Genomic DNA, 12,022 nt, shown 5'->3' on the forward strand with positions numbered 1-12,022 from the left:
ACCGCCCGTAGGCCCGTCCGCCGTACCGCTTTGATCGCCGGCCTTGCCGCCGCGGCGGTGGCCCTGCCGCTGGGGCTCACGGTGCCGGCCCAGGGAGCCGCCCTTGCCCCCGCGGCGGTGTCCGCCGCCGTGCCGGGGCCGGTCAGCGGCGTGCCCGGTCAGGCGGTGACCCGGGTCGCCGACTTCTACGGCGCGTACATCGACGCGAAGGGCGACTACGAGGACCCCGATGGCGCGCTGGCCGCGGCGCTCCGCACGCACTACCTGACGCCGGACTTCGCCCGGCGGCTGGCGACCTGGGAGGAGGAGAACGGGGCGGACGGCGTCCTGCGTGCCCAGAATGTGCCGGCGCGGTGGACGGTGCGGGACAACGGCGCCGTGGGCAACGGCCACGAGGTCGTCGTCACGCTGACCTACGGCAGCGGCGGGACGACGCAGAAGAACAAGCTCTTCGTGCTGCTGGAGCGGTACGACCGCATCGTCGACATCGAGACCACGAGCAGCCGCTGACGGCGAAGCCGCCCGCTCGGACGCGCGGCGTTCCACCGTGGAACGCCGCGCGTCCGCGGCCGCATCCGGAGCCTGCTCGCTGATCGGCTGCGCCAAGCCCTCTCCGGCCGCCTGCAGACGGAAGGCCTCGCGCTGCTGTCCTGCGGTCAACAGCCGGACGGAGCGTGGGCCGGTGTTTCCGGACCGCGGCCGAGGCCAGGGCGTCCTCATGGCGGCAACGGGCTCGAGAGCCGGCAGACACCGCCAACCTCGCACGATCAAAGGCGCGTTGGGTGGACCGGACCCAGCGGAAACCCGGATGCGGGCGTCGCACGGTCACCCCTGGGCCGGCGCTGTCGCGGGACGCGGTTCGTACCGGGTGTCGGCCGATCGGAGATGCAGCGGGATGACCAGTCAGCTGAGTGCGATCTGTTTCCGTGCGGCCCGGCCGCCGGCCCTGGCGCGGTTCTGGTCCGGGGTCCTGGGCTGGGAGCCGGTCGAAGGTCCGGACGGCGTCGCCGTGCTGCCCCCTGACGGGGCCGGGTTCCAGCTGCGTTTCGTGCCGGGGGGTCAGGAGCAGAGGACCGGGCGGAACCGGGCGCACTTCGACCTGACGAGCGCCTCCCCGGAGGACCAGCACCGGACTGTCGCCAGGGCACTGGAACGGGGAGGGACCCCTTTCGACGTGGGCCAACTCCCCGAAGAGGAACACGTGGTGCTCGCCGATCCGGACGGCAACGAGTTCTGTGTCATCGAGGCGGCCAACACGTTCCTCGCCGGCACGGGCCTCATCGGCGCGCTGTCCTGCGACGGCACGCGGGAGGTCGGCCTTTTCTGGAGCGAGGCCCTGAAGTGGCCGCCCGTCTGGGACCAGGACGAAGAGACCGCCATCCAGTCGCCCGACGGCGGGACGAAGATCACCTGGGGTGGGCCTCCGATACCGCCGAAGACCGGCCCCAACAGGCTGTTCCTGGAGCTGGAGATCCCTGCCCACGCCGACGGGGCGGCGGAGGTGGCCCGCCCGGTCTGGCTCGGCGCGACACGCGCCGGCGCCGACACCGGCATCGGAGACGGCGAGCGGATGCTGCTGCTCGACCCCGACGGCAACGAGTTCTCACTGTGGATGCCCCAGTAGGCACGCGTCACCGACGACAGGTTCGCCGGGTCGGTCAGCCCCGTACCGGGAAGGACGCCTGGAAGGCGAGGCGGCGGCCAGCCTGCTCGCCGATTCGGCCGAGAATGTCGTCGAGCGCGAGGAACTCCACCCGGCGGGCGGTGCCGTTGGCCTCGGCCGGCCGTGCCACGAGTCGGTCCTCCGGATCGGGGACCCGCGGGTTCTTCCACACCTTGTCGGCGGTGCCTACCAGCAACTCCTCCACCGTCACCGCCGATCGCGCCCAGGAGGCGTGGGTCCCGGCGGAGCGGGCGAGTTCCGCGGGGAAGCCGTGTGCCAGCAGCGGTTCCCGGCCGGCCTCCTCGTGCGCGGAGCCCGGGCCGGACAACTCCGCCTCGTGGACCGTCTTGCCGATGTCGTGCGTCGCCGCGCCGAAGAGTACCGCCTCGCGGTCCACCGGGAGGCCCGGGCAGTGCTCCCGCGCCCAGTCGGCCGGCTCATGGGCGACGTCGTGGACGGCCCGCAGGTGCGCCGCCAGACGGGGCGGGGACTGAAGGCGCAGCAGGAGGGCGGCCACCGCGGGCGGCAACCCGGCGCATCGGAGGGTCGCCCGGGTCGCCGAGAGCGCGTTCCAGCGCGTTCCAGCGGGTTCGGTGGGGTCATCGGGTCAGCGGCGCAGGGGACGCCCTCCCCCCTACGGGCGTGCGGTCCGTGATTTCGCGCCGCTTCCTGTGAGAATTGCGTTCCCACCGTTGGAGGACCACGCATGCCCCACCAAGCGCACGGCTCGACGCCCGCGGACGCGCCCCCCATCACCTGCGACGAGCCGGGTTCCTTCGCCTGGAACGTCTTCCAGGTCCGCCACCCGGTCCTGATCGGACGGATCCTGGAGGCCGTTCCCTTCGGCGGCGCGCAGCGCCAGGCGTGTGCCGCGCTCCTGGAGGAGTCCCGCCACGGCACCGTCGCCCCGCTGCCGGCGGACGCGGCCGACGCGGCCGTGTGGGAGCGCTGGGGGCAGGGGATGTACGGCAGGGCGTGGCCCGAACTGCCGTTCCTGTGGGCGGAGTCGTACTTCTACCGCAGGCTGCTCGACGCCACGGGCCATCTCGCCGGAGGGCCCTGGCACGGTCTGGACTTCTTCGCGCCGTTCAAGGACGCCGAGCTGGAGGGCCACGGCTTCGCCGGCGACCTCGCGGCCCTCGACGAGCTGGCCGCTCTCACCGAGGAGGAGCGGGAGCACCGCCTGCTGACCGCCGCCGTCTGGGGGAACCAGGCCGACCTGGGCTTCACCATCGCGGGCGAGCCGGTTGGCGCCCCCGAGCCGTCCGGGACGTACGTGGCCGACGAGTCCGACCGGCTGTGGCCGCTCCTGGACGGGGGCCAGGTCGTCGTGGTCGCCGACAACAGCGCCCGCGAGATCCTCGCCGACCTCGTGCTGGTCGACCACCTGCTGGCCACGGGACGCGCCGGGCATGTCGAGCTCATGCTCAAGCCGCGCCCGTACTTCGTCTCCGACGCCACTCCCCGCGACGTGCTGATGTGCCTGCGCCGCATGGCACACGCGCCTGGCGCCGCCGGGTGGATCGGGCACCGGCTCGCCGAGGCCCTGCGCGCGGACCGCCTGACGCTGTCCACCCACCCGTTCGCCTGCGCGCCGCTGCCCTACGACGCCCTGCCCGGCGACCTGCGCGACCGTTTCGCGGCAGCCGCCGTCACCGTGATGAAGGGGGACCTCAACTACCGCCGCCTGGTCGGCGACCGGCGGTGGGCCGCGACCGTGCCGTTCGCGGACGTCACCGCGTACTTCCCCGGCCCGGTCGCGGCCCTGCGCACCCTCAAGTCGGACACCCTCACCGGCGTCGACGCGCGGACCGTCGCCCGTCTCGACGCCACCGGCACGCCCTGGCGCACCACCGGCACCCACGCGCTGATCCAGGTGGCGATCCCCGGCTAGGCCGTGTCGTCACACGGCGGAGAGCCGTCCCGTGGTCGGCGTGACCGGGCCACGCGGGGCACCCCGAGGGGACGTGACGATCCGGCCCAGCGCCCCGCAGGGAACCTCAGCGGCCCGCGGACGCCGAGGCGAGCCCGGGGGGCGCCGAGGCGAGGGCCGAGCGGATCGCCTCCACCAGCGCGAGCGCGGCCTCCTCGGTGAGCTCGACGGCCACCCGCGCCGAGGGGCCCAGTTCCGGGTTCATGAAGTCGATGTTGACGGTGTGCTCGAAGGGCGCGTGCTGCGGATGGTCGACGTAGACCATCGCGTCGGTGAGCGCGAAGTAGCCCTGCGCGCCCTTCCCGCTGCCCTCGATGCGGACCTTCTCCGTGAGGTAGGTGCACATCAGAGGTGCTCCCCGAAGAACGTGAGGATCCGGGACCAGCCGTCGACGGCCGCCTGCGGCCGGTAGCTCGGCCGGTCGACGGCGAAGAAGGCGTGGCCCGCGTTCTCGTAGCTGTGGAACTCGTACGGCTTGCCGTGCGCCTTGAGCTCGGCCTCCAGCTCGGCGACGTGCTCGGGCGAGGGATAGCTGTCCTCCACGCCGAACAGCCCGAGCAGCGGGGCGCGCAGGTCCTTCGTCAGGTGCAGCAGCGGCTCGACCTGGAGGGGGAAGCCCTCCGGCGGCCGGCCCGCGACGAAGGCGCCGTAGCAGTCGACCGCCGCCTGCACGTCGAGCGAGGCGTCCACCAGGAACGCCTGGCGCCCGCCGGAGCAGTAACCGACGACACCCACCCGCCCGTTGGACGACGGCAGCCCGCGCAGGTACGCGGCCGCGCCCGCCACGTCGCCGAGCAGCCGCTCGTCGGGCACTCCACCCCGGGCCCGCGCCGTCGCGGCCGCGTCGTCGGGGGAGGCACCGGGGGCCTCACGGCTGTAGAGGTTCGGGCAGACGGCCGCGTAGCCCTCCGCGGCGAAGCGGCGGGTGATCTCCTTCGACGGGGCGTCGTAGCCCGGCATGTGGTGGATCACCACCACGCCGCCCAGCGGCCCGGGGGTCATCGGGCGCGCCGCGTACGCCTCGATCCGGTCGTCGTCGTGGCCCGTGACGGTGATCGTCTCGGCCAGGATTGCGTCGTACATGAAAGGGGTTTCCCTTCGAGGTGACGGATGATCGACACGATAGTCCGCCCTTCCGGAAGGCTCCCTCCCAGGTGCTCAGCCCAGCCCTCCGACGGCGGTACGGACGCGGGCGGCCAGTGCCTCCGGCAGCCGGGCGTGCCCCTGCCGCACCGCGGTCTCCTGGCCCTGTGCGCCGACGGTGTACGACAGGAACGCCTTGAGTACGGGGAGCGAGCGGGCGTCGTTGCCCTTGGCGCACACGAGCGCGGAGTCGACCCTGGCGAGGGGGTAGGCGCCGTCGGCGTGGGTGGCGGGGTCCAGGGCGACGGTCGCGAGGGACGGGTCGCCCGCGCCGACCGCCGTGGTGGTCGCGGCGGAGGTCGCCGCCACCGGCTTCGACGCACCGGTCGCCAGCCGTACGGTGTCCAGCCCGGCGGCGTCACCCAGGTCCAGATAGCCGATGGCGCCGGGGACCTGTGTCACCTGGGCGCGGAGCCCTCGCGCGCTCTGGGCGCCCTGGCCGGCCCGGCCCGGCCACGACGTGCCGCTGCCGTGCGACCACGCCGCGGGGGCGGCTCCGGCCAGGTAGCCGGTGAACGTCCTGGTGGTGGCCGAGGCGTCGGACCGGTGGACGGCGGTGATCGCCTGCGACGGCAGTGCCGTGCCGGGATTGAGCCGCCGGATCGCCGGATCGTCCCACCGGGTGATCGTGCCGTCGAAGACCGCGGCGAGCGTGGGCGCGTCCATGACCAGGTCACGGACGCCGGGGAGGTGGTGGACGACGGCCACGGGGGTGGCGGCGAGCGGCAGGACCAGGGCGCCTCCGGCCGGGCACCGCTGGTCGGCCCGCGCCCGGTCCGCGGCGCTCAACGGGCTGTCCGTCAGGGCGAAGTGGGTGGTCGCGGTGGTGAAGGCCAGCACCCCGGCGCCGGTTCCCGTCGGGTCGTACTGGACGTCGGCACCGGGGCAGGCCGTGGCGAAGCCGCTGGTCCACGCGGTGACCACGGGGTCCACGCTGCTCGCGCCGCTGCCCCGCAGATTCCCGCTCGCGCCCGCGCACGAGAACGCGGCGGCGGACGTCTCGGAGGCCCCGGAGGACGTGACCCCGCTCGGGCCGTCACGGCCCGCCCGCGTGCGTCCGTCGCCGTCGTCCCCGTTGACGAGCAGGGGGACGGTGACGGCGGCCGCCGCGACCAGCAGCAGTGCCGCGCCCGCGGTGAGCGCGACGCGGGTCCGGGAGGGCCGGGTCCGGCCCCCCGGCGGCCCTGCGGGATCCCCGGGCGCCGGGCCGAACTCCCCGGCGGGCGGCGGCGGTACGGCCGGACGCAGGGTCGGGGTCGGGAGCCGCGCCGGGACGGGGGCGGGGACCGCCGCGTCGGCGACGGTGGCCGGCGGGACGTCGGCGGGGGTCGCGGCCACGATGTCCGCGGTGTCAGGGGTGTCAGGGGTGGCCGAATCATCCTGGGCGTCCGGGGCGGGCGCCATGAGCGAGTCGTGCAGCCCCTCCACGGTGGGCCGCCGCTCCGGGTCCTTGGCGAGGCAGGCCGTCACCAGGGGCCGCAACTCCTGAGGCAGGCCGTTGAGATCCGGCTCCTCGTAGACCACGCGGAAACCGATGGCGTGCGAGCTGTCGCCGCTGAAGGGGCCGTGCCCGGTGGCCGCGAACGCCAGCACCGAGCCGAGCGCGAACACGTCCGCCGCCGGACCGGCGGTGTCCGCGGTGAACTGCTCGGGCGCCATGAAGGCCGGAGTGCCGACCACGACACCGGTCTGGGTGAGGCGTTCGCCGTCGGCTGCGTGCGCGATGCCGAAGTCGATCACCCGGGGGCCGTCGTCCGAGAGCAGCACGTTGCCGGGCTTCAGGTCGCGGTGAGTCAGGCCGGCCCGGTGGATGTCGCGCAGCGCCTCGACCAGCCCGGCCGCCAGTTGCCGCACCTCCCGCGCCGGCAGCGGGCCCTGCTCGGTGACCCGCCGGTGCAGGGAGTCACCGGGGACGAAGAGCGTGGCGAGCCAGGGCTGTTCGGCATCGGCGTCCGCGTCCACGACGGGTGCGGTGAAGGCCCCGCTGACCCGGCGGGCCGCGGCCACCTCGCGGCGGAACCTGACCCGGAACTCGTCGTCCGTGGCCAGTTCGGGACGGATCACCTTGACGGCCAGGCGCCGGCCCGACACGGACCGGGCGAGGAAGACGACCCCCATGCCCCCGGCGCCGAGCCTGCCTTCCAGCCGGTACCCCCCGACCGACCGCGGATCGCCGTCCAGCAGCGTCACCTGTGCGCTCCCTCCGCGCCGCCCCGCCCTCCTGAGCAGCACTCAGCATAGGGAAACGCGGGCGGGGTTCCCGCACCGGCCGTCCCCGCGTTCACAGTGCGCCGCCGGTCCCGTCCACCGGTTCGTCCAGGGGCTGTTCGGCCCAGATGGTCTTGCCGCGCACCTCGTAGCGGGTGCCCCACAACTTCGCGACCTGAGCGACCAGGAAGAGACCGCGCCCGCCCTCGTCGGTCTCCAGCGCACGGCGGGCACGGGGCGAGGTGTTGCTGCCGTCGGAGACCTCGAGGATGAGGGTGCGTTCGTGGATGAGGCGCAGCCGGAGCGGGGGCCTGCCGTACCGGATGGCATTGGTGACCAGTTCGCTGACCAGCAGTTCGGTGGTGAACTCCAGCTGGTCCAGGCCCCATTCGGCCAGCTTCTCCACGGTGAGCGCGCGCGCCAGCCCGACGGCCTCCGGCTCGGAGGGCAGCTCCCAGGTCACGTGCCGGTCGGGCTCCAGTTCGTGCACGCGCGCGAGCAGCAGCACGTCGTTGTTCCCGGATGAACCGAACGAACCGGATGAACCAGATGAATCAGATGCACCGGACGAAGCGCCCTGCATCCGGTTCAGGACGGCGTCGCCGGCCTCGCCGAGCGACACCAGCCCGCCGCCGGCGCGCAGGGCGGACACGATGGCGGGGTCGGACAGCGCCTCGCGCAGCCGTGCGGAGCCCGCGCCGCGGTCCCGCTCGCCCGGCGTGCCGAGCAGCCCGCCGGTGTAGAAGGCCAGGACGTCGCCGTCGGCGAGGGTCACCTCGCCCGACTCGTACGGGACCGCGCCGACGCCCAGCGGGGCCCCGACGGGGACGTCCACGAACGAGGCCTGCCCGCTCGCGCCCACGTGCACCGGCAGCGGGTGGCCCGCGCCGGCGAAGCGGCACTTGCGGGAGATCGGGTCGTAGACCGCGAACAGGCAGGAGCGGGCGGCCTGCTCGGTGGGTTCGAGCGGGGCGGGCCGGTCGTTGAGGGTGCGCTTGACCTGGTCGTCGAGATGGGTGAGGAGTTCCTCGGGCGAGAGGTCGAGGTCGGCGAGGGTACGCACCGCCGTCCGCAGCCGCCCCATCGACACCGCCGCGTAGAGTCCCTCGCCGCCGGCGTCGCCGATCACCATCGCGACCCGGGCGCCGGAGAGCGGGATCACGTCGAACCAGCCACCGGCGAGCGCGGCCTGCTCACCGGACGGCAGACAGCGCGACACGGTCTCCACGCACCGCAGTTCGGGCAGGCTCCGCGGCAGCAGGTTGCGCTGCAGCGTCAGTGCCGTGGTCCGCTCCCGGGTGTAGCGGCTGGCGTTGTCGATGCACACCGCGGCGCGGGTCACCATCTCCCTGGCCAGCGGCAGGTCGTCGTCCTCGAAGGGGTGTGCGCGGGTGATCCGGACGAAGACCACGGAGCCGAGCGGCGCACCCCGGGCGAACATGGGGACCAGCAGCCAGGAATGGACGCCGTACCGGGCGGCCAGGGCCGCGCGCGCCGGATCGGAGGCCGCCAGTTCGCTCGTGACCTCCTCGCCGCTCAGCCGGACCGGTTCCCCGTCGGCGAGGGCGCGCCGGGTGTGGGAGTCGGGCGCGGAGGCGAACATGTCGACATCCCCGGTGGTGAGGATGGATTTCGCCAGGTCGCTGGTCTCCATGGTGCTCGCCGCCCGCCGCAGCACGACCGTTTCGTGCAGCGGGCCGGTCACCGGCTCGGCCCCGCCGAAGACCGGGTCCACCAGATTGACGTAGGCGAGGTCGGCGAAGCGCGGCACGGCCACGTCGGTGAGCTCCTGCGCCGTGGAGAAGACGTCCAGCCGGCTGCCGATGCGGGCGCTGGCCTCGTTGACGAGGTCGAGCCGCTCGCGGGCACGGGACTCCTCGGTGGTGTCCGTCACCATGTGGGCCAGCGCCACCACGTCACCGGCGGTGCCGCGCAGCGGCAGGATGGTCTCCTGCCAGACGGTGTCCCGGTCCGGGTCGCGCGGGTCCCGGCCGCGGACCTCGGTGCCGATCAGCGCCTTCCCCGTGGCGAGGACCTGCCGCTGCCGGCTCTCCAGGGCGTCCACGTCGAGCAGACCGGGCGGCGCGGCCTCCCGCATCGTCCGTCCGACGACGTCGTCGAATCCCGGCGCGCGCTTGCGCGAGTCGTTCTGGGCGACGAAGCGCAGGTCCCGGTCGAAGACGTCGATGATGAACGGCGACTCGGTGAACACACCCTGGAGCAGAGCGTGACGCAGGTCGCCGCGCCGCACCGTCTCGGCGTCCTCGACCTGCAGCAGCCAGTGCTGCCGTCCGGACAGGACGAGCGGATGCGCCCACAGCGCCACGTCGACGCGGTGGCCGTCGAGGTGGCGCAGACCGGCCACGCCGAGCACGACGGAGCGGTCCGCGCGGCGGCGTTCCAGGATGCGGGCCGCTTCGTCCGTGTCCGCGGCGGCGTGCAGCAGGTGGGCGGCGGGCTTTCCGATCACCTGGGCCGCCGTGTGCCCGAGCAGCCGTTGCGCGCCAGGACTCCAGCTCGCGATGGCGCCGCGGTCGTCGAGCACGGCGTACGCGTCACCCTTCACGGGCGAGTCGCCCGAAGCGTCAGGGAGCACCGCGCCGCCCGCGTCCGCGCGGCCGGTCCGGGCGGCGCTGCCTCGTGCGCAGGACCTCCACAGGTCAATACTGCCTTCAGGCAAGATCTGGAGCACCCGCTGGCGGCCCACCGCCGGCCGGGGCCCCGCCGACCCCGGACCCCCGCACCGATGAGTTCCGCGCGCCGCCGCGGTCGTGTCGGTGAGGAAAACCGACTTCCGAGGGGACTCCCATGACGCAGCAGTTCCACGGCCCCGGTATCGCGGGGCAGCCCGACCTCCGTCCCGCCGCGCTCGGCGTGGCCGCCGTGCTGGAGCGGATCGGCGACGACCGGCTGGGCGCTCCCACCCCGTGCCCCGACTGGACCGTGGGCCGTCTCATCGGCCATGTCGCGGGGCTGTGCGCGGCCTTCCGCGACGCCGCCCGCAAGGACCTCGGGCCCACGACCGACAGCGATCCCGCCGGCGCACTCCCGCCGGACCCGCCGGCGCGCTGGCGGGCCAGCCTGCCGGAACTGCTGGCGGGCATGGCGGACGCCTGGCGCAGCCCGCTCGCGTGGGAGGGCGGCACCCGCGCCGGAGGGGTCGACCTGCCGGCCGGCGCGGCCGGGTGCTTCGCCCTCAACGAGCTCCTGGTGCACGGCTGGGACCTGGCCCGTGCCACCGGCCAGGACTACCGGCCGGACCCGGCGGGCCTGGAGGCGGCGCTCGCGCTGCTCACCCCGTTCACCGCGGGATCGGACGGATCCGGGCCCTTCGGCCGCCCGGTGCCCGTAGCGCCGACGGCGCCGCCGCTGGACCGGCTGGTCGCGCTCACCGGGCGGGATCCGGGGTGGCGTCCGCCGCGCTGAGCGGCCGGCGTCCCCACGCGGAGATCATCGGGGCGGTGGCGAGGTCGAGGGTGCCGGTGGCGACATGGGCCAGATGACGGTCGATCTCCTCGTCCGTGGCCAGGCCCGCCGCCACCAGCCGGCCGCGGATCTGCCGCACCGTGGCGGCCTCCAGCACCGTGCAGGCGGGGGAGGTGATCGGGAAGTACGCGTCGGCGCGCACGTCCTCCAGACCCGCCTCGCGCAGCAGCCTGGGAAGTGTCCTGCCGTACGCGAGATCGGCGCCGCGCTCCGCCATGAGCGTCCGGAATCCGGACCGGAGGCGGTTGGCGAGCTCCTGCGCGGGCCCCGACTCGTCCGGGCACAGCAGCGGCTGCAGGCCCGGGTCGGCGTCCTCCAGCAGTAGCACGCCGCCCGGCCGCAGCGCCGCGACCATCCGCCGCAGGGCCTCGGCCCGGTCGGTGACGTGCACCAGGACCAGCCGCGCGTGGACCAGGTCGAAGCCGCCCTCGGGCGGCGGGTCGCCGGCGACGTCGTGGCGCCGTACGTCGATCACGCCGCCGGCCGCCTCCCGTGCCCACGACACGTCGATGTCGGTGGCGACCACCGTGCCGCCGGGCCCGACACGCCGGGCCAGCCCCAGCGGCACGGACGGGCCGCCCGCGCCCACCTCCCAGCAGCGCATCCCCGAGCCGATCCCCAGGGCGTCGACGTGGCGGAACGTCACGGGGTCGAAGAGCTCGGCGAGGGCCCCGAAGCGGACGCCCGCCTCGGACTGCCGGTTGTCGAGCAGGTAGCCGGTGCCGGGTTCGTGTGTCGCCATGACGCGATGTTCGCAGACGGAGCCGTTACAAAGGCCCTCGGGCCGCCGCGTCAATGTCGCGCACGGGGCGCTTACCCCTGTGAGTGACATGTCGTCGCGCGGATGACGTGTGGCGAGCGGGTCGATGTATCGGGCAATGACAGGGAGTGTCCTATGACATTGACAGATGTCGCCTACAGGTGAGGGTTACGGATATGTCCGCATTCCGTAACGTGAAGCGGATCTTCCGGATTTTGCCGTCGCGGCAGGTCAGAGTTGGGTCATCGGCCAACCGCCGAGGTATCCGTACCGCGTCACCGGAACACGGGAGTTCCGGGACGCACCCTGATGAGGGGGCATCATGTCTGCTTCGTTCAACGCCCGTCGCGTCATCGCCACCGTCCTCGCCTCCGGCGCCGTCGTGGCGGCCGCCGCCATGCCGGCCTCCGCGGACAACGGCCGCGGCCACGGGCACGGCCCGTCCCCCCGCACCTCGGTGTCGATCGGCGACGTCCGGCACAACGAAGGTGCCCGCGGGGTCCGCTCGAACCGCGCGCTCAACACCGAGTGGGTCGAGGTGGTCAACCGGGGCCGCGACGCCGTGAACCTGCGCGGCTGGACCCTGAGCGACAGCGACGGCAACCGCTACCGCTTCAACTTCCTGCGCCTCCCCGGCCACTCCAAGGTGCGCGTGCACACCGGCCAGGGCCGCGACAGCCGGTTCGACGTCTTCCAGGACCGCCGCAAGGGTGTCTGGGACAACCGTGACAGCGCCACGCTGCGCAACGACCGCGGTGGCTTCGTGGACAGCAAGGAGTGGGGCGGCCGTCGTCACCGCTGAGCCCGTACCGGGCAGGGCCCGGTGAAC

At 74.1% G+C, this 12,022-nt stretch carries 11 protein-coding genes; 5 read left to right on the forward strand and 6 right to left on the reverse strand.

Annotation, left to right across the window (positions count from 1 at the left end):
* On the forward strand, positions 1-510 hold a 510-nt coding region (locus ABZ883_RS21470; RefSeq protein ID WP_360908272.1), incomplete at its 5' end, for a hypothetical protein.
* Between the two features lie 385 nt (positions 511-895).
* Positions 896-1,624 (forward strand): VOC family protein, encoded by a 729-nt coding sequence (locus ABZ883_RS21475; RefSeq protein ID WP_360908274.1) that lies wholly within the window; start codon positions 896-898, stop codon positions 1,622-1,624.
* Between the two features lie 34 nt (positions 1,625-1,658).
* On the opposite strand, the gene ABZ883_RS21480 is transcribed toward ABZ883_RS21475, so the two are convergent.
* A complete protein-coding gene (locus ABZ883_RS21480; RefSeq protein ID WP_360908276.1) occupies positions 1,659-2,180 on the reverse strand; it encodes an HD domain-containing protein in 522 nt (173 codons plus the stop codon).
* Between the two features lie 189 nt (positions 2,181-2,369).
* On the opposite strand from ABZ883_RS21480, the gene ABZ883_RS21485 reads away from it, so the two are divergent.
* Entirely contained in the window at positions 2,370-3,557 is a 1,188-nt protein-coding gene (locus ABZ883_RS21485) for a damage-control phosphatase ARMT1 family protein (RefSeq protein ID WP_360908278.1), read from the forward strand.
* A gap of 106 nt (positions 3,558-3,663) precedes the next feature.
* Here the strand turns inward: ABZ883_RS21485 and ABZ883_RS21490 are convergent, their stop codons facing one another.
* The 4 genes from ABZ883_RS21490 to ABZ883_RS21505 all read right to left on the reverse strand — a co-directional run bounded on the left by ABZ883_RS21490 (position 3,664) and on the right by ABZ883_RS21505 (position 9,513).
* Positions 3,664-3,942, reverse strand: coding sequence for a DUF6295 family protein (locus ABZ883_RS21490; protein WP_360908280.1), 279 nt, complete (start codon positions 3,940-3,942; stop codon positions 3,664-3,666).
* On the reverse strand, positions 3,942-4,679 hold the full coding sequence (locus tag ABZ883_RS21495) for a dienelactone hydrolase family protein (RefSeq protein WP_360908282.1): 738 nt from the start codon (positions 4,677-4,679) through the stop codon (positions 3,942-3,944). The genes ABZ883_RS21490 and ABZ883_RS21495 overlap by 1 nt, the downstream gene beginning before the upstream one ends.
* A 75-nt stretch (positions 4,680-4,754) precedes the next feature.
* A complete protein-coding gene (locus ABZ883_RS21500; RefSeq protein WP_360908285.1) occupies positions 4,755-6,929 on the reverse strand; it encodes a substrate-binding domain-containing protein in 2,175 nt (724 codons plus the stop codon).
* Positions 6,930-7,020: 91 nt separating this feature from the next.
* Positions 7,021-9,513 carry a SpoIIE family protein phosphatase gene (locus tag ABZ883_RS21505; protein WP_360908287.1) on the reverse strand — a complete coding sequence of 831 codons (2,493 nt, stop codon included), beginning with the start codon at positions 9,511-9,513 and terminating at the stop codon, positions 7,021-7,023.
* A gap of 242 nt (positions 9,514-9,755) precedes the next feature.
* Here ABZ883_RS21505 and ABZ883_RS21510 point away from each other — a divergent pair, with 242 nt between their 5' ends.
* Positions 9,756-10,373: a TIGR03086 family metal-binding protein gene (locus tag ABZ883_RS21510; protein WP_360908289.1), complete on the forward strand. Its 618-nt coding sequence runs from the start codon at positions 9,756-9,758 to the stop codon at positions 10,371-10,373.
* Here the strand turns inward: ABZ883_RS21510 and ABZ883_RS21515 are convergent.
* Positions 10,336-11,175: a methyltransferase domain-containing protein gene (locus tag ABZ883_RS21515; RefSeq protein ID WP_360908291.1), complete on the reverse strand. Its 840-nt coding sequence runs from the start codon at positions 11,173-11,175 to the stop codon at positions 10,336-10,338. The two genes, ABZ883_RS21510 and ABZ883_RS21515, sit on opposite strands and share 38 nt — an antisense overlap.
* Before the next feature lie 340 nt (positions 11,176-11,515).
* On the opposite strand from ABZ883_RS21515, the gene ABZ883_RS21520 reads away from it, so the two are divergent.
* Entirely contained in the window at positions 11,516-11,995 is a 480-nt protein-coding gene (locus tag ABZ883_RS21520) for a lamin tail domain-containing protein (RefSeq protein WP_360908294.1), read from the forward strand.
* Positions 11,996-12,022: the final 27 nt, after the last annotated feature.

The organism is Streptomyces sp. NPDC046977, assembly GCF_040644455.1.
Classification (GTDB): domain Bacteria; phylum Actinomycetota; class Actinomycetes; order Streptomycetales; family Streptomycetaceae; genus Actinacidiphila.

Excerpts from the sequence above, each read along its gene's own strand:
- ABZ883_RS21475 (WP_360908274.1), top strand. The coding sequence starts at position 896 with ATGACCAGTCAGCTGAGTGCGATCTGTTTCCGTGCGGCCCGGCCGCCG.
- ABZ883_RS21485 (WP_360908278.1), top strand. The coding sequence starts at position 2,370 with ATGCCCCACCAAGCGCACGGCTCGACGCCCGCGGACGCGCCCCCCATC.
- ABZ883_RS21490 (WP_360908280.1), bottom strand. The coding sequence starts at position 3,942 with ATGTGCACCTACCTCACGGAGAAGGTCCGCATCGAGGGCAGCGGGAAG.
- ABZ883_RS21495 (WP_360908282.1), bottom strand. The coding sequence starts at position 4,679 with ATGTACGACGCAATCCTGGCCGAGACGATCACCGTCACGGGCCACGAC.
- ABZ883_RS21510 (WP_360908289.1), top strand. The coding sequence starts at position 9,756 with ATGACGCAGCAGTTCCACGGCCCCGGTATCGCGGGGCAGCCCGACCTC.
- ABZ883_RS21515 (WP_360908291.1), bottom strand. The coding sequence starts at position 11,175 with ATGGCGACACACGAACCCGGCACCGGCTACCTGCTCGACAACCGGCAG.
- ABZ883_RS21520 (WP_360908294.1), top strand. The coding sequence starts at position 11,516 with ATGTCTGCTTCGTTCAACGCCCGTCGCGTCATCGCCACCGTCCTCGCC.